General features: G+C 70.0%; 15 protein-coding genes. 13 read left to right on the top strand and 2 right to left on the bottom strand.

Annotated elements, in window-relative coordinates:
- Positions 1-392 precede the first annotated feature (392 nt).
- Positions 393-959, top strand: a complete 567-nt coding sequence (locus WME89_RS40625; protein WP_438004951.1) for a hypothetical protein — start codon at positions 393-395, stop codon at positions 957-959.
- Positions 960-1,042: 83 nt separating this feature from the next.
- On the opposite strand, the gene WME89_RS40620 is transcribed toward WME89_RS40625, so the two are convergent.
- Positions 1,043-2,524 carry a hypothetical protein gene (locus WME89_RS40620; RefSeq protein ID WP_438004950.1) on the bottom strand — a complete coding sequence of 494 codons (1,482 nt, stop codon included), beginning with the start codon at positions 2,522-2,524 and terminating at the stop codon, positions 1,043-1,045.
- Positions 2,525-3,255: 731 nt separating this feature from the next.
- Here WME89_RS40620 and WME89_RS40615 point away from each other — a divergent pair.
- The 3 genes from WME89_RS40615 (at position 3,256) to WME89_RS40605 (ending at position 6,428) form a co-directional block, all read left to right on the top strand.
- Positions 3,256-4,299 carry a glucose 1-dehydrogenase gene (locus WME89_RS40615; protein WP_438004949.1) on the top strand — a complete coding sequence of 348 codons (1,044 nt, stop codon included), beginning with the start codon at positions 3,256-3,258 and terminating at the stop codon, positions 4,297-4,299.
- 91 nt (positions 4,300-4,390) lie between these two features.
- Positions 4,391-5,311 carry a Uma2 family endonuclease gene (locus tag WME89_RS40610; RefSeq protein WP_438004948.1) on the top strand — a complete coding sequence of 307 codons (921 nt, stop codon included), beginning with the start codon at positions 4,391-4,393 and terminating at the stop codon, positions 5,309-5,311.
- A 127-nt stretch (positions 5,312-5,438) separates the two neighbouring features.
- A complete protein-coding gene (locus tag WME89_RS40605) occupies positions 5,439-6,428 on the top strand; it encodes an aldo/keto reductase (protein WP_438004947.1) in 990 nt (329 codons plus the stop codon).
- A gap of 57 nt (positions 6,429-6,485) precedes the next feature.
- Here the strand turns inward: WME89_RS40605 and WME89_RS40600 are convergent, their stop codons facing one another.
- Positions 6,486-7,895 carry a PLP-dependent aminotransferase family protein gene (locus tag WME89_RS40600; RefSeq protein WP_438004946.1) on the bottom strand — a complete coding sequence of 470 codons (1,410 nt, stop codon included), beginning with the start codon at positions 7,893-7,895 and terminating at the stop codon, positions 6,486-6,488.
- 241 nt (positions 7,896-8,136) lie between these two features.
- Between WME89_RS40600 and WME89_RS40595 the strand changes: the two genes are divergently transcribed.
- From WME89_RS40595 to WME89_RS40555, 9 genes are all read left to right on the top strand, one after another.
- On the top strand, positions 8,137-10,281 hold the full coding sequence (locus WME89_RS40595; RefSeq protein ID WP_438004945.1) for a hypothetical protein: 2,145 nt from the start codon (positions 8,137-8,139) through the stop codon (positions 10,279-10,281).
- A gap of 283 nt (positions 10,282-10,564) precedes the next feature.
- Positions 10,565-11,794, top strand: a complete 1,230-nt coding sequence (locus WME89_RS40590) for an efflux RND transporter periplasmic adaptor subunit (RefSeq protein WP_438004944.1) — start codon at positions 10,565-10,567, stop codon at positions 11,792-11,794.
- Positions 11,791-12,489, top strand: coding sequence for an ABC transporter ATP-binding protein (locus WME89_RS40585; RefSeq protein WP_438004943.1), 699 nt, complete (start codon positions 11,791-11,793; stop codon positions 12,487-12,489). The genes WME89_RS40590 and WME89_RS40585 overlap by 4 nt, the downstream gene beginning before the upstream one ends.
- Positions 12,486-13,661 (top strand): ABC transporter permease, encoded by a 1,176-nt coding sequence (locus WME89_RS40580; RefSeq protein WP_438004942.1) that lies wholly within the window; start codon positions 12,486-12,488, stop codon positions 13,659-13,661. Before WME89_RS40585 ends, WME89_RS40580 begins: the two co-directional genes overlap by 4 nt.
- A gap of 53 nt (positions 13,662-13,714) precedes the next feature.
- Entirely contained in the window at positions 13,715-14,881 is a 1,167-nt protein-coding gene (locus WME89_RS40575) for an ABC transporter permease (RefSeq protein WP_438004941.1), read from the top strand.
- Between the two features lie 152 nt (positions 14,882-15,033).
- On the top strand, positions 15,034-15,927 hold the full coding sequence (locus WME89_RS40570; RefSeq protein ID WP_438004940.1) for a PfkB family carbohydrate kinase: 894 nt from the start codon (positions 15,034-15,036) through the stop codon (positions 15,925-15,927).
- A gap of 166 nt (positions 15,928-16,093) precedes the next feature.
- The gene (locus WME89_RS40565; RefSeq protein WP_438004939.1) at positions 16,094-16,981 is read left to right on the top strand and encodes a putative glycoside hydrolase; all 888 of its coding nucleotides are present in this window, start codon (positions 16,094-16,096) and stop codon (positions 16,979-16,981) included.
- A gap of 628 nt (positions 16,982-17,609) precedes the next feature.
- Positions 17,610-19,358, top strand: a complete 1,749-nt coding sequence (locus tag WME89_RS40560; RefSeq protein ID WP_438004938.1) for a cellulose binding domain-containing protein — start codon at positions 17,610-17,612, stop codon at positions 19,356-19,358.
- 195 nt (positions 19,359-19,553) lie between these two features.
- Positions 19,554-20,672 carry a hypothetical protein gene (locus WME89_RS40555; protein WP_438004937.1) on the top strand — a complete coding sequence of 373 codons (1,119 nt, stop codon included), beginning with the start codon at positions 19,554-19,556 and terminating at the stop codon, positions 20,670-20,672.
- The last annotated feature ends 129 nt before the right edge of the window (positions 20,673-20,801 follow it).

Below are 20,801 nucleotides of genomic sequence, written 5' to 3'. Positions count from 1 at the left end.
CGTGCGGGAGCGCCGGCGATCCGCTGAGCGATCCCCTGGTTTCCTGGCGCCCTTTACATCATGGCGGTTCGCTTCCCGGCTCACTGCCCGCAGCAGCGATATCACTGTTTCATTTCTCGAACGCCGCCGTTCCAGCCCGCTGTCTGGCGCCGCCCACCGTGTCGCCGCATACTCTGGACGTGATCCTCGCGCGGTCGCGGGGCGGGCCGGATGCGCCTGTCTCCGGACCTCGGGCTGCGGCGGGCCGCTCTTGTGGCCCGCCCGTGCAGAGGGCATCACGGCGGATGGAACCTGGCCTCGATGATCCGCCGGGTGACGCCAATGAACCCCTGCGCCCGGCCACGCGCCTGGTCTGGAACCATAACCTACCATAACGAAACAATGGCGAATAAATGAGACACATCTTTCACATGATGCCCATGCGCGCCCTGCTCTGCAGCCTCGTCGTCGGAGGCGTCTCGCTGGGCGCACCCGCTCAAGCTCAGGCGGTGGAGTACGGAGTATACGAAGGAGACGGTTGCCCCGCAGGGTACACTCCGTTGACCCCAGTCGACGCCTTCTGGACGTTTGCCGCCAGCTGCGATGAGCTCCCCTATTCAGGCGTCTTTCGTATCGCAGGCGGGTCTTCGATAGATGGCCCGTGGAACAGCTGCCAGCAGCACGCTGACGATACCCGCGAGCTGGAGTACACGCTCTGCAAGCCCAACTACGAGCTCTTTGACATCGGCGGGACCACCTTTGCGGTGGTGAGAGGCGGAGAGCAGTGTCTGGAAGGCTTCGAGCACGTGGATTTCGCCACCGCCTCCGCCTACTCGGATGAGATATGCTCTCACGTCGGGCTCTGGGGGATCGCGAGGATCGGTGGAGGCGGCTCCATTGACGGTGCAGGTTACGATTGCAACGTCCGCGCGACCGACCCTCGCCCGCTCGGCGATGCCATCTGCGTAGAGATCGAGTAAATATCCCGGACCAGAGGCAGCTCGCGCTGGCCGGATGAACCTTCCTCAAGGCGACCCGAGGGGCGAGGACCTGAAAGGCCAGCTCACTGCTTGCAGGTCGCGGCTCCGGTATAGTCGCCGATCGTCGTGGTCGTCGCGGGGTCGAACGCCGGTGACACCGGGTTCCCGAGCAACACGTCCCGCCCGATCTGTGAGCCGTACATGCACGCGGAATCGTGCCCGCAGCCGCTCTGGGCGCCGTCGACTATATAAAGCCGATGGCTGTCCATGGATTTGCCCCACTTCTGCGAGATGTATTTGAGGTAGTTGAAATAGACGAGCCCCCGCTGCATGCGGTAAGAGTTGTCGTGGGGGCCTTGCACGAGGTCACGGCACAGATCGGCAGGGCGGCTGATCTCCCCCATGCCGGTGCCGGTATAGGGTTTGGCGCAAGCGTCCCCCGTATTGACGAGATACGTGACATCGTTCTCGAGGTAGCGATATCCGCGCTTCGCCAGTCCATCGAGTCGAGTCTTGAGGTGGTCGGGGATGTACGTGAGGCCATGCTTGTACTCGTTGTACGTGCCATCGCAGAGCTCGTCGTCCGTGCTGAAATTGTCTCTCACGTCGCATCTGCCTTCCTCGTCGGGGCACATGTCGTCGTCGCGTTCGAGCCGCGCCGAGTCGAGGTAGACGTACGACGAGGGGCTCGCGACGACGAAGCGCACCTGTAGCCCGGCGTGGGTGGCCGCGCCGGGGAGCCCCTTGCTCATCGCCGCAAAGCGCTGAACGGCCTGGCCACCTTCGGAGAAGCCAGCGAACGTGATGGATTCGAGCGGGTACGTCGACCGCAATCTCTCCGCGAGCCACTCCAGCTGAGTGAAGGAGTCCGTGACGTCGCTCTCGTCCTGGCCGCCGCTCGCCCAGTCGTCGAAGCTCAGGCAGTCCGTGCAGCCCGTGGGCCATTGCGCCGAGGGGCTGGAGCTGCCTCCCAGGTACGGCGCGATCACGATCGTGTCCGTTCGCGGGCCGAGCGCCGCCTTGACTGCCCTGAAGGTGGCGTCCGCGTCGCCTCGGTGACCGTGAATCACGATGATCGCGTGCTTGAGATCGGGGTTCCATGACACGAGCGGCCGATCGCGGTAGAAGGCAAGACTGCTCCCCGGGTTGCTCGGGTCGAACGCCAGCGCTTCCAGGCAGTCGCTCGCCGATGCCCCCGCCTCGCAGAGCGGCGGGCTCGGAACGGTGCACCCCGACACGCAGGAATACCTGACGAACTTATCGCCCTGCACGTTGTTCAGGTTGAAGTTGTCCAGGGTGGTGAACGTCGCCCCGGGCATCGATACGCTGACTGAATTGGAGCTGCCCGCAGGCACCAGGAACTGGTAGTTGCCGTTCAGATCAGTGTACATCGATTCGTTCTGCGAGCCGGTGAGGGTGACCTTCACGTGAGGGAGCCCGGCGTCGCCTGGCGCTCCGGCGCTGCCGGCCCCCACGTAGCCGGCGAGCCGCACCAGCGTCGCGCTCGTGAGCGCAGCGCTGGACGCCCGATGAACGCCGTGCTCAGCGTCGACCTCCTCGTCCACGGGCTGTGCGCAACCCACCGAGATCGAGGCAAGAGCGCACGCCCCAGCCACGGAGTAAAATGACCGTCTTCGCTCTGATGTGAACATAGTAATATCCATTTGAACGCGCTGGCCTGAACCTCACGCTGCCTTTGACGTGGTGTCGCCCGGCCTGGAGGCGTCACATCGTCACCTCGCGCTCCCGGGCACCGCTTCGCCTGCCCAGGCGCCGGCCGTGGCAGTCCGGCTGGCAGGGCGCTATCGCAAGCGGCGTGCCGCCCCGGCGCGTGAGGGCCGCTCCGACGAAAGCGCGCGGCGCGACGAGCCGAGCGCGGCGCGCGAGCGGCTGCCGCGCACTCGAGCTCGCCCGCGGGGCCAGCAGGCGCATGGCAATCCTTGCCGTCCTGGTAACGATTGCCAGCCATGAACGTGGAGGCACGGCAAAGTTTGCCATCGCCCCACACGCCGTCGCCGCGGACACGCCAAGGTCACCTTTCCGACGCTCGCCCCTCCCGGCCGTCGTCCTGCATCCATCCCACCTCGTGCGCGACTTGCAGCACACCTGCCGTCTGCTCCGCCACCTTCGCCGCAGGGTGGCTGTCCGTCATTGACAGATCCGTCGATCTGCGATGTCGTCTCGCTTTCCGCCCGCGAAACGCCGGCGAATCCGCAGGCCTATCCCCCGTCATCCGATCTCGCCCGCCAGCGCCCCCGCGGGGCTCCGCTCCGGGCCCAAGGAAGGTACGAGCTCGATGCGCGCGATCACGGTGGAGCCCGGCAAACCGCGCTCCGGTCTCCTGGAGGACATCCCCGAGCCGCCGGTCGAGCACGGGCCGGTGCTGGTCGAGACGCTCGCCGTCGGGGTGTGCGGCACGGACCTCGAGATCCTGGAGGGCGCCTACGGCTTCGCGCCGCCGGGCAAGGCGCGGCTCGTGATCGGGCACGAGTCGCTCGGCGAGGTGCTCGAGGCGCCGGCCGGGTGCGGGCTGGAGAAGGGCGACTGGGTGGTGGGGGTCGTGCGCCACCCCGACCCGGTGCCGTGCGCGAGCTGCGCGGCGGGAGAGTGCGACATGTGCCGGAACGGCCAGTATTCCGAGCGCGGCATCAAGTCGGCGGACGGCTTCGCCTCGGAGCGCTACCGCACCCGGCCGGAGCACGCCGTCGCCGTCGACAGGAAGCTCGGCGAGCGCGGCGTCCTGCTCGAGCCCGCGAGCGTCGTGGCCAAGGCGTGGGAGCAGATCGAGCGCATCGGCGCGCGCACGAGCTGGACGCCGCAGCGCGTCCTCGTCACGGGGGCGGGCCCGATCGGGCTGCTCGCGGCCCTGCTCGGCGTGCAGCGGGGGCTCGAGGTGCGCGTCCTCGACCGCGTGACCGACGGGCCGAAGCCCGGGCTCGTCCGCGACCTCGGGGCGACCTACCACACAGGCAGCGTCCAGGAAGCCGGCGCCGGCGCGGACGTCGTGCTCGAGTGCACCGGCGACGACCGGCTCATCCACGGCGCCATGCAGATCGTGGCCCCAGCCGGCGTCGTCTGCCTGACAGGCATCTCGATGGGAGAGCGGATGATCTCGGTCGACATCCAGCGGCTCAACCGGAAGATGGTGCTCGAGAACAGCGTGGTGTTCGGCACCGTCACCGCCAACCGGAGGCACTTCCAGGCAGCGGCAGCGTCGCTCTCCAGGGCGGACCAAGCGTGGCTCGACCGCCTCATCTCGCGCCGCGTGCCGCTCCACCGCTGGACCGACGCGCTCGTGCGCCAGCCGGCGGACGTGAAGCCCGTCCTGACCTTCGTGTGAGCCCCGAGCATAGCTCGCCAGCGTGGACGTAGCTCGAGCGCGAACGCATCCCCGCCGCCGCCGCGACGGCGTTCGGTGCTAGATTCTCGGCATGGTTCTACCCGCCTCCGGGACGCCGGGGCCGCCCGCCCCCCCGCTGATCGCTCCGACAGAGGAAGAGTGGCGCGCGATGACCCCGGCGGAGCGCGAGCGCCTGCTGGTGAGGATCCTCGACGCGCTGTCGGACCCGCGGAGCGCCATGGCCGAGGGGCGACCTCACTATCAGGCCAGGCGGCGAGCGATCGACATGCTCAGCCTGCACTTCGGAGCCACAGGGCGCGTCATCTACCTGGCCGACAAGCTGGCTGTCGTCTACCCGGGTGAAGAGGCCTTCGTCCCGGATATCCTCGCTGTACCGGACGTGCCACAGCCCGAGGATGACCCGCCGATGGCGTGGGTGGTGGCCGACGAGGGCAGGGGGTTGAGCATGGTCCTCGAGGTGCTCCATCAGGGCAACCGGAACAAGGATCTCGTCGCCAACGTCGAGCGCTACGCGCGCCTGGGCATCCCCGAGTACTTCGTCTACGACCGGCTCCGGCAGCAGGTCCATGGCTACCGGCTGCCAGGGCCGGACGCCGCGCGCTACCAGCGCATCGTGCCGCAGATGGGGCGCCATACTTCGTCGGTGCTGGGTCTCGACCTGGCGGTCGTCGGCGACCGGCTCCAGTTCTTCCACGGCATGGCCGAGCTGTTCGGCTCCGCGGACCTGATCGGCCGGCTGAAAGGGATGATGGAGAGCCTCGAAGCAAGGGCCGAGCAGGCGCAGGCGCAGGCCGAGCAGGCGCAGGCGCAGGCCGAGCAGGCCATGGCGGGCCTGCGAGAGGCCATCCTGGCCGCGCTCTCCATGCGCCAGATCCCGTGCCTGGACGAAGCGCGCGCCCGCCTGCTGGCCTGTCAGGAGCCCGCGACGCTGCAGCGCTGGCTGCTGCGGGCGATGAGCGCCGGCTCTCTCGACGAGATCTTCGCCGAATAACGAAGCCGCCCGCCCCCGACCGTTGCTCTCCCGGTGGTCCACGCCGGAGCCGCAGCGGCGGTCCTCGTCCCCGCGCGCCTGCGGCCTCATACATGGCCCCGGACGTTGGGTCCAGGAGGAGGACGCCATGAAGCGACGATGGGAGAGAGCGGGTATCGAGACGAGCGCGCTGGGCCTGGGATGCTGGGCCATCGCGGGGAAGTGGAACGACCCGGCCGCGAGCTGGGAGTGGCACGGCACCGACGACGCGGAGTCGGTCCGGGCCATCCGCGCCGGCATCGACGCTGGCGTCACGCTGCTCGACACCGCCGACGTGTACGGGTCGGGGCACAGCGAGGTCCTGGTCGGGAAGGCCATCCGGGAGATTCGCGACAGCGTCACCCTGGCCACCAAATTCGGTCACCTCTTCGAGGAGAAGCACGCCAACCTGGGCAGGACCGACGCCAGCCCGGCATACATCCGGCGTGCCGTGGAGGGGAGCCTGCGGCGGCTGGGGACCGATCGAATCGACCTCTACCAGCTCCACATCTGGGAGTACCCGCCGGAGAAGGCCGGTGAGGTGGTGGAGGTGCTCGATCAGCTCGTGAAAGAGGGGAAGATCCGCACCTACGGCTGGAGCACCGACGTGAAGGCCTCGGTCGAGGTCTTCGCCCGCGGACCGCACTGCGGCGCGGCCCAGATCCTGCTCAACGTGTTCGAGGGGAACGATCGGCTGATCGCCTACGGCGAGGGCAAGGGGCTGGCGCTCCTGTGCCGGAGCCCGCTCGCCATGGGCATGCTCTCGGGCCGGTACACGAAGGGCGAGACCTTGCCCCGCGGCGACGTGCGCACCAGCAACTTCGAGTGGATCACCTGGTTCAAGGACGGCAAGGTGAACCCCAACTACGCCCGCCGCCTGGAGGCCGCCCGCGAGATCCTGACCAGCAACGGCCGGACCCTGGTTCAGGGCGCGCTGGCGTGGATCTGGGCCAAGAGCCCGAACACCATCCCCATCCCCGGCTTCAAGAACGCGGCCCAGGCCGTGGAGAACGCGCGGGCCATGGAGAAGGGGCCGCTCACCGCCGAGCAGGCGCGCCAGGTATCGGAGCTGGTGGCGTACGAGGACAGGAACCTGTAGGGCCGCCCTTCGACTCCGCCTGCGCTGAGCGCAGCGCCGAAGGCGGAGACGAAGGGCTCAGGGCGAACGGATCTCACGGTCCGCATTCCGCTCGACGAGGGCTCCAAGCAGCTCGAGGCCCTCGTCGAGCTTCTCGTCCTCCACGTTGCCATAGCCGAGCACCAGCGCGTCGCTCGCGCTCGATGGCTCGGCCCGGAACTCGTCCTCGGTCGAGATCCGCAGCCCCTCCGCGCTGCAGGTGTCGGTGAAGCTCGGGCCGAAGCGCCGCGCGCTGAAGCGCACGTGCAGGTGGAATCCGGTCTCGCCGCCGCCGGTGCGGACCTGATCTCCATACCGGGTCTCCAGGAAGGCGAGGATGGCCTCCAGCCGGGCGCGGTAGCGTCGCTTCATGGCGAAGATATGGCGCTCGAGATCGCCCTCCTCGATGAAGCGGGCCAGCGTCCGCTGGTGTGGGATGGAGCCCCGGAGGTTGGTGCGCCGCACCAGGTCGGCGATCGGGCCGACGAGGTGGGGCGGGGCGATGAGGTAGCCGACCCGCACGAAGGGCGCGAGGCACTTCGAGAAGGTCCCCAGATAGACGACGCGCTCGGCGTCGAGCGAGACGAGCGGTGGGACCGGGCTGCCGCGGAAGCGGAACTCCGAGTCGTAGTCGTCCTCGAGCACCAGCCCTTCCGCCGAGGTGGCCAGCTCCAGGAACTTCACCCGTCGCTTGAGCGGCAGGAGGGCGCCGATCGGGAACTGGTGGGAGGGAGTCAGGTAGAAGAGCGCGCCGCGGGGCACGTCGCCCAGGCCGGACGGGAGAGCGCCGGAGTCGTCGACGTGCACGGGGCGGCAGCGGAACCCGGCCGAGGCGAAGGCGTCGCGGGCGAAGGTGAGCCCGGGCTCCTCGCAGAAAAGGGTCGTGGCGGGGAGGAGCCGTGAGAGAAGCGACAGGGAATGCGAGGTGCCGGAGGTGATGCAGATCTGCTCCGGATCGGCGGCCAGCCCGCGGAACCGGTACAGGTAGTCGGAGATGGCTTGGCGCAGCCGGGCGTCGCCGAGCGGTGGGCCGTAGGAGAGATCGGCGGCGTGCGCCAGCGAGATCGCGTCGTCGGCGGCGCGGCGCCACGCTTGCCGCGGGAACCTGGCGAGATCGGGGATCCCGGGGGTGAAGTCGAAGCGGAGGGGGGGCCGGCGCCGCCGGAGGGCGGCCGCCGCCGAGACGCTGGTGTGCGGCGCCCGCACCGGCAGCGTGGCGGCGTAGGTCCCGTGGCCCGCGCGGGTCTCGAAATAGCCCTCGCCGGTGAGCTGCTCATAGGCGTCCGTCACCAGCCGCCGGGAGATACCCAGCTCCGCCGCGAGCTGGCGCGAGGGCGGAAGCCTGGCGCCGGGCGCGAGCTCTCCGGCGACGACCGCCCTGCGCAGCCCGTCCGCGAGCTGGAGCGCCAGCGAGCGCCGCGAGGCGCGATCGAGCACGATGCCGAACATGGAACCGATGTTAGTGCACGAGGCGCGCCCGCGCGGCGCGACCGGCACCGACCCCAGGAAAACGACACGGCCGGGCGCGATGACATGAAGGACGGGCGAGCCCGGCGCATTCATGAGCGGAGGCGAGCAGCCACCGCCACGCCTCCGTCGGTCGCCGGTGGTTCATCGATCGTCGGTCGTCCGGGGACATCGCGCCTGCGCGCCCCGGCGCGCTTCGGTTCGATTTCTCGAAAGGCTCGTCATGGCAAGCTCGCTCTCCACAGGCCGGCGCGTGAGCGCCCCGCGCCGGCACCTCACGGCCGGCGCCGCGCTCGGGCTCTCCCTGGCGCTCGGCGCCGCGGCCGCGTCGTGCGTCGCTCCAGAGGTCGTGTCGCCGGTCCCGGGCGCGGGCGGCAACGGCGGCACCGGCGGCGCCGCGGGAGCGGATGATCAGGGCGGCGGCGGCGGCGCCGCCGCGCCGGGCGGCGCGCGCGTCCTCACGTTCCACAACGACAACGCGCGCACCGGCGCGAACCTCGCCGAGACAACGCTCACCACCGAGAACGTGAACGCGAGCCAGTTCGGGCTCCTGTTCCGGCGCGCCGTCGACGACCAGATCTACGCGCAGCCGCTCTACGTGTCCGGCGTGACCATCCCCGGCCAGGGCGCGCGCGACGTCGTCTACGTCGCCACGATGAACAACTCGGTCTACGCGTTCGACGCCCGCGACCCGCAGGCCGGCGAGCCGCTCTGGCACGTCAACTTCAACGACCCGGCGAACGGCGTGACGCCCGTCGACCACCTCGACGTCGGCCAGGCGTGCGGCGTTTACCGGGACATCAGCGGCAACATCGGCATCCTCAGCACGCCCGTGATCGACGAAGCCACGGGCACCATCTACGTGGTCCCGAAGACCAAGGAGAACGGCGGCGAGCAGGTCTATCGGCTCCGCGCGCTCGACCTCGCCACCGGCGCGGAGCGGCCGAACAGCCCTGTCGTCCTCGAGGCCAGCGCGCCGGGCACCGGCGAGGGCAGCGCGGACGGCACGGTCGTCTTCGACGCGGCGATCGAGAACCAGCGGCCGGCGCTCGCGCTCGCGAACGGCATGGTCTACATCGCCTTCGCCGGCTACTGCGACACCGGTCCTTACCACGGCTGGGTCCTCGCCCACGACGCCGCGACGCTGAAGCAGCGCGCGGCCTGGAACGACACGCCCGGCGGCTGGGCGGGCGGCATCTGGATGGCAGGGCAGGGGGTGAGCGTCGACGCCGACGGCAGCGTCTACCTCCTGACCGGCAATGGCACCTTCGACGGCGCCGAGAACTTCGGCAGCAGCGTCGTCCGGCTGTCTCCCGAGCTCGAGGTGCTCGACCACTTCACGCCGTACAACGTCGACTACCTCAACGAGCTCGACCTCGATCTCGGCTCGTCCGGCGCGCTCCTCCTGCCGCGCTCGAACCTGCTCGTCGGCGCGGGCAAGGGCGGTTACGTGTACGTGCTCGATCGCGATGACCTGGGCGGGTTCCGCCCGGAGGGCGACACGCAGATACTCCAGTCGTTCCCGGTGACGCCGGACCACGTCCACGGCTCCCCCATCGCCTGGGATCTGCCGGACGGCCCGATGATCTACGTGTGGGGCGAGAACAACCACCTCCGCGGCTTCCGCTGGGACGGCGCGCAGTTCCAGCCGGCCGGCCAGAGCGAGCGGCCGGCGCCGCCGGGCATGCCGGGCGGGATCCTCTCGCTCTCCGCCAGCGGCAGCGCCCCCGGCACCGGCATCCTGTGGGCGACGCACCCGCTCCGCGGCGACGCGAACCAGGCCGTGCGCCCGGGGGTCCTGGAGGCGTTCGACGCGTCGGACCTCTCGCGCGTCCTCTGGACCTCGCAGCAGGTCGCCGCGCGCGACGACTGCGGCGATTTCGCCAAGTTCTCGCCGCCCACCATCGCCGACGGCAAGGTCTTCCTGCCGTCGTTCTCCAACCAGCTCTGCGTCTACGGGCTCGCCGACTTCGGCGACGACCCCTGCTTCAACGGCGCGGAGGACGAGGGCGAGGCCGGCGTCGACTGCGGCGGCGCCTGCGCCCCGTGCGGGCCCCGCGAGGTGCTCTGCCCCGGCGCGGGCGCCATCGCCGTGGGCGACGAATACCCGTGTGATCTCGGCGCCGAACGCGCGATCGCGAGCGTGGGTATCTCGGTCGGCTGCAACGACGGCGAGACCGCCGATTTCGTCGTGACCTTCGACGGGCCGACTCCCCTCGAGGTCACCGCCGCTTGCGACACGAGCTTCGCGGTGAGCGGCGTCGTGTCCAGCCAGGCCACGCTCCGCATGGTCGGCGGCGGCGGCGACGACGAGAACATCTCCTTCGAGTGCTGCGGCTCGAACGGCTGGTCGATCGCCTACGAATGACCGGCGCGCACGGCGCATCACCTCCAGGGCGACGCGCGCCGGGGCGCGGTCCGGGCGCCGCGCGGTGGGCCCGGGCACAGGAGGCATCGCGCGCGATGCATTGTAGTCTGGACGGGCGTATTGCCACCGGTTGTTGCCTTTGCGCGCTGTGCTCTGGAAGCAGCGCCGCGCCCGGGTCGAGCCGGCCGGGACGTCAGCCGCGGATCGGGCCGGACGGACGCCGCGTGTCAGGAATTAACGTTAGAATATAAACGCCACGCCTGAAGCGTGTTAAGGGGGCGCCGTGGCCGATCAGCTCAGCTCGGATCTCGCCTCGCTCCGGATCCAGCGGGACGTCGATCCCGACCGGCGGAGGCCGCTGCGCACCGCCGTCATGACCGCGCTCGCGCTCGCGGCGGTCGCGGGGGTGGCCGTGCTCGTCGCGCCCCGGGCGCAGAGCGCGATCTTCAAGACCGAGGTGGCCACCACGGAGGTGGCGCTCGTCTCGCCCGCGCAGGCGTCGATCTCGGTGACGTCGACGGGGTATGTGGTCCCGCAGGTCGTCTCCCGCGTCGGGGCGAAGATCCCCGGCCGCATCGCCCGGGTGTTCGTCAAGGAAGGCGACGTGGTGAAGCAGGGCGACCCGCTCCTGGAGCTCGACGACGCGGACCAGCGGAGCCTCGTCGCCGCGGCCCAGGCCAAGGTCGCCGCGGCGCGGGCGCGCGCCGCCGCCTCGCGGGCGAGCATCGTCGAGGTCGAGCAGCAGGTCGCGCGGGAGCGGGCGCTGGTCGAGCGGCAGGTGACCGGCCGCGCCTCCATGGAGGACCTGACCGCGCGCATGCGCTCGCTCGAGGAGTCGGCCCGGGCCGTGGACGCGGAGGTCAAGGCCGCGGCCGCCGACGTGGAGAGCCTGCGGGTCACGCTGGCCGACCGGAAGATCGTCGCGCCGATCAGCGGCACGATCATGACGAAGCCGCCGGAGGTGGGGGAGGTCGCCGGCCTGGAGCTGCCCCACCTGCTCGAGATCGCCGACTTCACGTCGCTCGTCGTCGAGACCGACGTGCCGGAGACGCGGCTCTACCTCATCGAGCCCGGCAAGCCGTGCGAGATCGTCCTCGACGCCTATCCGCAGAAGCGCCTGCGGTGCACGACGCTGGAGATCGGCAAGCGGGTGAACCGCGCCAAGGCGACCATCCCGGTGAAGGTGAAGTTCGTCGGGGAGGTGAAGGAGGCGCTGCCGGAGATGAGCGCGCGGGTGAGCTTCCTCGCCGAGGCGCTGTCCGAGGAGGCGATGAAGGAGCCGCCGAAGCGGGTCGTGCCGGAGGCCGCGATCGCCGAGCGGGCGGGCGCCAAGGTGGTGTTCGTGGTCAACGACGGCCAGGCGAAGATGGTGCCGATCAAGGTGGGCGGGCCGGCGCCGGGCGGGCTGGAGCTGCTCGACGGTCCGGCCCCCGGGGCGCGCCTCGTGGCGAGGCCGTCCCCCGAGCTCGCGGACGGCCAGAAGATCAAAGAGAAGGAAAAGGGGAGCGAATGAGCGAGGGGTATCGCGAGGGGAAGCCGAAGCCCATTGTCGAGCTGCAAGGGGTCGGCAAGACCTACTTCCGCGACAAGGAGCCGATCGTGGTGCTCGACGACATCACGCTCGACATCCCGGAAGGGTCGTACGAGGCGCTGATGGGGCCCTCGGGCTCGGGCAAATCGACGCTCCTCAACCTCATCGCCGGGCTCGATCGCCCGACGCGCGGCACGGCGCGCGTGGCGGGGCAGGAGCTCACGCGGATGGGCGACGGCGAGCTGGCGCGCTTCCGGTCGCGGACCATGGGCTTCATCTTCCAGGCGTACAACCTGATGCCGGTCCTCACCGCGGTTGAGAACGTCGAGCTGCCGCTCCTGCTCACGAGCCTGTCGGCGGCCGAGCGGCGCAAGCGCGCGCAGACGGCGCTGCGCGTGGTCGGGCTCGAGGAGCGGATGGGCCACTATCCCCGGCAGCTCTCGGGCGGTCAGGAGCAGCGGGTGGCGATCGCGCGGGCGATCGTGAACGACCCGACGATCATCGTGGCGGACGAGCCGACGGGCGACCTCGATCGCAAGAGCGCCGATGAGATCCTGACGCTCCTGGAGAAGCTCAACAAGGAGTTCAAGAAGACCATCCTGATGGTCACGCACGATCCGCAGGCGGCCGAGCGCGCGACGGTGACGCGCCGGCTCGACAAGGGGAACCTGTCATGAACCTCGTCTCCGTCGCCGCCAGGAACGTCCTCCGGAACAAGTTCAGGACGCTGCTGACCGTGATCGGCGCGGCGGTGGCGGTGCTCGCGTTCGTGCTCCTCCGGACGGTGCTGTCGGCGTGGAACGTCGCCGCCGACTACGCGGCGAAGGACCGGATCGCGACGCGGCACAAGATCTCGTTCATCCTGCCGTTGCCGAAGCGCTACATGGCCACGGTCCGCGAGGTCCCCGGCGTGACGGAGGGGACGTTCATGAACTGGTTCGGCGGCAAGGACCCGCGCGACGCCAACAACTTCTTCGGCTCGATGGCGGTCGACTCGGCGACCTTCTTCAAGGTCTATGACGAGATGGTCGTCGCCCCCGCGGACATGGAGCGGTGGATGGCCGACCGCAAGGGCGCCATCATCGGCGACGTCCTCGCGAGCAGGCTCGGCGAGAAGGGCGTGAAGGTGGGCGACACGGTGACGCTGGAGGGGTCGATCTACCCCGGTCCGTGGCAGTTCAACATCTCGGGGATCTACACGGCCACGCGCAAGTCCATGGACAGGTCCCAGTTCATCTTCCATTACGACTACCTGAACGAGTCGATCCCCGAGAAGCAGCGCGACCAGATCGGGTGGATGGCCGCGCGGATCGACGAGCCGTCGCGGAGCGCGGAGATCAGCGCGGCGATCGACAAGATCTTCGACGAGAAGGACGTGCAGACGGCGACGATGAGCGAGCGGGCGATGAACCTGTCGTTCATGGCGATGATGTCGGCGGTGCTGACGGCGCTGAACGTCGTGTCGATCATCATCCTCCTCATCATGATGATGATCCTGGGCAACACCATGGCCATGGGCGTCCGGGAGCGGACGCGGGAGTACGGCGTGCTGCGCGCGCTCGGGTTCGAGCCGAAGCACGTGAGGATCTTCATCGTCGGGGAGGCGGCGACGGTCGGGCTGCTCGCGGGGCTCGTGGGGCTCGCGATCTCCTATCCGATCGTCGAGCTCGGGATGGGCCGGTGGCTGGAGGAGAACATGGGCGGCATGTTCCCTTACTTCCGGATCGATCCGGCGACGATGGTGCTCGCGGTGCTGCTCTCGATGGGGCTGTCGCTGGCCGCATCGCTCATCCCGGCGCACCGCGCCTCGAAGCTGTCGGTCACGGACGCGCTGCGGCGCGTGGCGTGAGCGAGCCGCGTGGCAGCCTGTCCTCGACACCCTGAAAGCGGGAGAGAGCGCTCATGATCCCCGTCGCTTACAACGTGCGGAACCTGGTGGTGCGGAAGACGACGACCGTCGCGACGGCGGCCGGGCTCGGCCTCGTGGTGTTCGTCTTCGCCTCGGTGCTGATGCTGGCGAACAGCGTGGAGCGCACCCTGGGGCGCACCGCGCGGAGCGACGTCGTGGTGGTGATCCGGAAGGGCTCGGACGTCGAGATGGCGAGCAGCGTCGACGAGCAGCAGATCGGCGTGATCCTGGCGGGCCCCGAGGTGGCGCGGCGGCAGGACGGCAAGCCGGACGGGGTGGGGGAGGTGGTGGCGGTCATCCTCCTCGACAAGCTCGGCACGGACGGCGTCTCGAACGTCCAGGTGCGCGGCGTGCCCGACGACGTGCTCGCCTTCCGCCCGCAGGTGACGATCATCGAGGGCCGGCCGGCGCAGCCGGGCACGGACGAGGTGATCGTGGGGCAGGCGATCCACGGCCGCTTCAAGGGCCTGTCGATCGGCGAGTCGTTCGAGCTGCGCAAGAACCGGCCGGTGAAGGTGGTCGGGGTGTTCTCGGACGGCGGCTCGTCGTCGGAGTCCGAGGTCTGGGCGGATCTGCACACGACGCGCTCGGCGTTCGGCCGCGAGGGGAGCGTGTCGGCGGTGCGCGCGCGGCTCGCCTCGGCCAGCAAGTTCGACGCGTTCGAGGCCTCGATCGAGCAGAACCGGAACCTCGGCCTCGAGGTGATGCGCGAGAGCGACTATTACGAGAAGCAGTCCGAGGGGACGAGCATGTTCATCAAGGCGATGGGCGTGCTGATCGCGGTCTTCTTCTCGATCGGCGCGATGATCGGGGCGATGATCACGATGCACGCGTCGATCGCCAACCGGCAGCGCGAGATAGGCACGCTGAGGGCGCTCGGCTTCTCGCGGCTGAGCATCCTCACGTCGTTCCTGATCGAGTCGGTCCTGCTCGCGCTGGTCGGCGGGGCGCTCGGGGTGCTCGCCGCGCTCGGGATGCGGTTCGTGCGCTTCTCGACCATCAACTTCGCGAGCTTCTCGGAGATCGTGTTCACGTTCGAGCCCACGCCGGGGATCCTGATCGCGTCGGTGCTGGTCGCCGTGGCGATGGGCGTGCTCGGCGGCTTCTTCCCGGCGCTCCGCGCGGCGCGGATCAGCCCGATCCAGGCGATGCGCGGGTAGCCAGCAGGGCGGCGGGAGGGCTTCAGGGGGACGTCGGCCGGGGGCGCGCTCCCGGGGGACGCCCCTGGGGCCGGGCAGGCTGGCCTCCGGAGCGGCGCTTCGATCGAGGATGGGGGTGCTAGATCGAGGGCCAGGGGGAGGGGACTGGAGGCATGAGCCGCCCGGATATCCTGCTCATCGGGCATGTCACCTGCGATCTGCTGAGCGCCGAGCTGGAGGGCGAGCACCGGCTCGGGGGCACGGTGAGCTTCGCGGCCGTCACGGCGGTGCGGCTCGGCCGCGCGCCGACGGTCGTCACGCGGGCAGCGCCGTCGACGGACGTGTCCGGGCTGCCGGCGGCGGCGGAGGTGAGGGTGCTCCCGTCGCCGGCCACCACGACGTTCGCGAATGTCTACACCGAGCAGGGGCGGGTCCAGTACTGCCATGCGCGGGCGCTGCCGATCACGGCCGGCGACATCGACGAGCGGCTGCGCCGGCCGCGGGCGGTGCTGCTCGGGCCGCTCGTCGATGAGATCGGCGCTGACGTGGCGGGCCTGTTCGACGACGGCACGCTCGTCGTGGCCACGCCGCAGGGGTGGATGCGGCGGTGGGACGAGACAGGGCGCGTGTACGGCAAGCGGTGGGATGACGCGGAGGGGATCCTCCGGTGCCTGGACGTCCTCGTGCTGTCGCAGGAGGACATCGAGCACGACCTGAGCCGGCTGGAGCCGTTCTTCGAGCATGTGCCCCTGGTGGTGGTCACCGCGTCTTGCGATGGGAGCACGCTCTACAGGCGTGCTGCTCACGGGGGGAGCGGAGAGGTGGTGAAGACCAGGATCCCTCCTCGTCCAGCCAGGGAGGTCGACCCCACCGGGGCGGGCGACGTGTTTGCGGCGGCGTTCATGATCCGGCTGCAGGAGACCGGAGACCCTGTCGAGGCGGCGCGCTTCGCCAACGTCACGGCGTCGTTCGGCGTCGAGCACGCGGGGATGGGAGGGATTCCAGGCCGCGAGGCGGTCCTGGCGTACATGCAGGAGCACCCGTTCGTGGCGGCCGGAGAGCCGTGAGGCGCGGGCGTCGCGGTCGCACGCGGCGCGGCGAGGGAGAGAGGGAGAGAGGGAGAGGGAGAGAAGGCCGCAAGGGCGGTAGGCGTCGGCCAGGGATGGAGTGTGTTCCCGCGAGCGCGCGCCCGGGTGGCCGGCGACGTGCTCTGTCGTGGCGCGGGGGAACAGCATGCCCACGACCATCAAGGCGGTTTACGTGAACTTCACGGCGGCGAGGAGCGCGGAGCGGATGAAGCGGCTCTCGTCGCTGGTCCAGCGGACGGAGCTGAACTCTCTGGTCATCGACGTCCGATCGAACGGAGGGGCGCTCCTTCATGCGCGCGACGAGGAGACCAGGGACCAGCTGGAGGCGCTTCGCCAGGCGGGCATCTACGTCATCGCCCGCGTCGTCGCGTTCAAGGGCGGTCCGCGGGGCTGGTACGACCCGGGCTCGGAGGCGCGATGGCGGGAGCTCGCGGAGATCTCGCTCCGGGCGTTCGAGCTCGGGTTCGACGAGGTGAACTACGATTACGTGCGCTACGGCGCGGCGGGGGAGCCGCGGTCGCGGACGCCGGTGCGGGAGAGGGCGCCGACCGTCAGGGCGTTCTTCGAGTTCCTTCGCGCGGAGGTCGGCGACGCGGCGGGGCGGCCGATCTCGGCGGATCTGTTCGGGATCACGCTCCTCGGGCCGCAGGACGGGGTGGGCCAGCGGCTGGAGGACGCGGTGGAGCTGTTCGATTACGTGATGCCGATGCCATACCCGTCGCACTGGGGGCCGGGCAGCTTCGGGCTCGCCAACCCGGCGCACCACCCGTACGAGACGGTGCACGCGGCGCTCTCGGCCGGATGGAGCAGGGTGGCGGAGCTGCCGGGGCGGATCGCGCAGCTGCGCAGCTGGATCCAGGCGTTCAACCTGGACAGCTCGCATCCGATGCGGCGGTACAGGTACACGCCGTGGCATGTCCGGGAGCAGATCCGCGCGATCGAGGACGCCGGCTGCGCCGGCTATGCCGCGTGGAACCCCCGCAGCACGTACGAGGAGAGCGCGTTCGAGCCGGTTCCGCCGGGGACGGCTTGACGGGGGCGAGCTGACCCAGGTTGAGACCGGCGGGGGCGCGCTGACCCAGGTTGAGACCGGCGGGGGCGCGCTGACCCAGGTTGAGACCGGCGGCGGGGGCGCGCTGACCCAGGTTGAGACCGGCGGGGGCGCGCTGACCCAGGTTGAGACCGGCGGGGGCGAGCTGACCCAGGTTGAGACCGGCGGGGGCGAGCTGACCCAGGTTGAGACCGCGCAGGTTGAGACCGCGGCGGGCGCGGCCCGCAGGCGGAGCTGCCATGCGGTGGTGAGCGGCGATGTGGGTCCGGCCAGGGATCGGAGTTGACGATTCCCCGAAGGATAGCCGCCCGTGCCGGCATTCATGAGAGGGGGCCGGGCGCGCTCGCGACGAATTGCCCGCTGTGCAGCGTCCCTGTGCCTGAACGCGTGAACCACGGCCGGCCTGAGCGTGCGCTCGACCGAGTCGACTCGACGCTCGCCGGGCCCTGAGCCGCGGTCGGACGCCGCTCGTAAAAGCTGCAATGAAAACTTCCGCACGATGTCGCTGCGCGGATTCTTGCCCCATGGTCGACTGCGACCATGGCGGAAATCCGCGACACCGCTTCTTTCCAGGAACACGATAACATCCTTGCATGAGGAGGCGCTTCTGATGAAACCGCAATCGAGAACTCCGGGGAGCGACCAGCAGAAGAATCGACCCGGCGCGCGCGGGCGATCGGCGCCCCTCGGGACGACGGTCTGCCTCCCGCGGGCCGCCCGCGCCTGCCTCGCGTGGCTGAGCCTCCTCGTCGCGCTCTCCGTGGCGTGCCATCCGGGCGAGAGCTTCGCCGGCGCGGCCGACTTCACCGTTCAGTACGTCAACCACGACGCAGCCACCCCGAACGACACGATCATCGAGGCCGGCATCAGCGTGCGCAACAACACCGGCGCATCGATACCGCTGAGCAGCATCGTCGTGCGGTACTGGTTCACGAAGAACAGCGCCGCGACGGTGACCCCGGCGTGCTGGTGGTGGACCCCGTCGTGCAGCCACATCACGCTGGCGACCGGGACCGCCTCCGCTCCCGGCGCCGATCGCTACGTGGAGATCCGCTTCTCGAGCGCGGCCGGGAGCCTGGCCGCGGGCGCCGCGACCGCGTCGATCGACCTCGGGATCGTGTTCGACGTCAACGTCAACGAGGCCGACGACTACTCGTACAGGAACCAGACCGCCTCCGCCGACTGGAGCCACATCACCGTGCATGACGCTGGCTCCGCGCCCACGGCCGGCGTGCGCGGCGGGACGCCGCCGACCGGCGGCAGCAGCGTGTCGCCGCCCGCGGCGCCCACGTCGCTCGCCGCGACGGCGGCGAGCTCGAGCGCGATCTCCCTGAGCTGGTCGGCGAGCAGCGGGGCGACGAGCTACAACGTCTACCGGTCGACCACGCCGGGCTTCACGCCCGCTGCAGGCAACCGGATCGCCACCGGCGTGCCCTCGACCAGCTACAACAGCACCGGGCTCTCGGCGTCCACCACGTACCATTACCGGGTCACGGCATCGAGCGCCGGCGGCGAGTCGGCGGCGTCGACCCAGGCGAGCGCGACGACGCTCGCCGGGAGCGCGGCCACCGCCGAGTTCTTCGACGACTTCAGCTACACAGGCACCGGCGACAGCAGCTTCCTCTCCTGGTGGTCGCTGCGGACCTGGTCGGGCAAGCCCGGCGTGGACGGCGCGCAATGGCTGTCGTCCAACGTCTCGCTGATCACCGATCCCTCGAGCTCGGCGAACAAGCTGATGCGGCTCAAGGCGACGACGAACGGCGCCGGCGCGGGCAGCTCGCAGGCCGAGGTCATGTCCAGGTCCAATAAATTCCGCCTGGGCACCTACGCCGCCCGGGTGAAGTTCTACGACACGCCGCTGTCGGGCTCGCGCTTCTTCGCCGACAAGCCGATAGAGACCTTCTTCACGATCACCGACTACGTCACGGGAGACCCGAACTACTCGGAGCAAGACTTCGAGTACATGCCCAACGGCGGCTGGGGGCAGGGCGACAACAGCACGATGTGGCTGACCTCGTGGGAGACGACGGTGGACAGCACGTCGAGCCACGTCTCGGGGAGCCACGACGGGTGGCATACGCTCGTCATCCAGATCACCAGCTCGTCGATCGGCTACTACATCGACGGGGCGCTGAGGGCGACGCACGCGTCGAGGTTCGTGCCGGAAGCGGGCCAGTACCTGAGCTTCCAGGTCTGGTTCGACGAGCTCGACGGGAACCAGGGCAGCTCGCGCACGTACCATCAAGACGCCGACTGGGTCTACTTCGCCAAGGACGCGATCCTGTCGCCCGCCGAGGTCGACGCCAAGATCGCCGCCCTCCGCTCCTCGTCGGTCGCCCGCAGGAACACGGTGCCGTGACCCCGCAGGCTGCATGATGTGCGCGCCGCCGGCGGCGTGAGCGCCGCCGGCGGCGTGAGCGCCGCTGGCGGCGCGGGGGGGGGGGCGGCGGCCTCGCGCCTCGCGGGCAGGGAGGCGCCTCGCGGTGGGCGCTGCGCTGCATGGCGGGGCGCGCGCGGCCCGCCCTGGAGAGCCGGCCGGTGTACACTGTCCGCCATGAAGCGCTTCCTCATGATGAGCATGCTGGTTCTGGCCGCCGCGTGTAGCCCGGAGGAGCGGGATTTCACTCCCGGCAGCTCCGATTCCACGACCGCGGCGTCGTCTGGCGCGGTCGCCGTCGCTGGCGCTGGCGCTGGCGCCGGCGAGGGCGGCGGGCTGCCGGCCTGCGGCGACGGCCTGTCCTTCTGCTCCGGCGCCTGCGCGGACACGAGCTCCGATCCGGATCACTGCGGCGCTTGCGGCCATCATTGCCTGGGACAGCGGTGCGTGGAGTCGCGCTGCGAGCCCCTGGAGCTGGCGTCGGGCGGGTCCGAGCCGCTGGACATCGCGGTCGACGACACCACCGTCTACTGGGTCGATTCCGTCGCTCGAAAGATCATGACGGTGCCGATCGGCGGCGGCAATGCAGCTGTCTTCATCGAGGCAGAGCCCGACTTTTCCCCCCGGAGCCTCGCGGTCAGCTCCGACAGCCTCTACTACACGGACTCGGGCCTCGAGCTGGTCGTGAGGTCCTCGTTCGATGGCGAGATCTTCGAGATCCTCGGGGAGGGGCAGAAGTATCCCCTGGCCATCGCGATCGACGCCGCGAACGCCTACTGGACGAGCGCCGACCAGGACACGGTCATGAAGGCGCCGATCGACGGCGGCGGTGACGCCGTCGCGCTCGCGACGGACCAGGCCTCCCCGCTCGGCGTCGCGGTGGACGCGACCCACGTCTACTGGGTGAACGAAGGCGGCTCCGTGATGAAGGTGCCGATCGAGGGCGGCGACCTCATCGCTCTCGCGGAGGGCCAGGCGAAGCCGCAGGACGTCGCGGTGGACGCGACCCACGTCTACTGGACCAACGACGGAGGCACGGTGATGGCGGTGCCGATCGAGGGCGGCAGTCCGATCACGCTCGCGGAGGGGCAACGCAACCCGCGGAGGATCGCGATCGACGACGCCAGCGTCTACTGGACGAACGACGACGGCAGCGTGCGAAAGGTGCCGCTCGGCGGCGGCGACCCGATCACGCTCGCGGAAGGGCAAGATCATCCGCTGGGCATCGCGGTGGACGGGACCAGCGTCTACTGGACGAACAGCGCCGGCGGCACGGTGATGAAGCTCCCGAAGTAGGCCCGATCCCGCGTACGGCAGGAAGCGCAAGCCGATTCGAGCACGTCCAGGTCCGGACCGTCCCGAGGAGCTGAATCGGCGGTCCGTCACCGACGATCGCCTCTGTCCCGGAGCCTACCTCCCGATATG

The sequence above is a fragment of the Sorangium sp. So ce321 genome, assembly GCF_051530195.1.
GTDB lineage: Bacteria > Myxococcota_A > Polyangia > Polyangiales > Polyangiaceae > Sorangium.
Note: the sequence above shows the minus strand (reverse complement) of the source record. Positions and strands in the feature narration are given on the sequence as shown.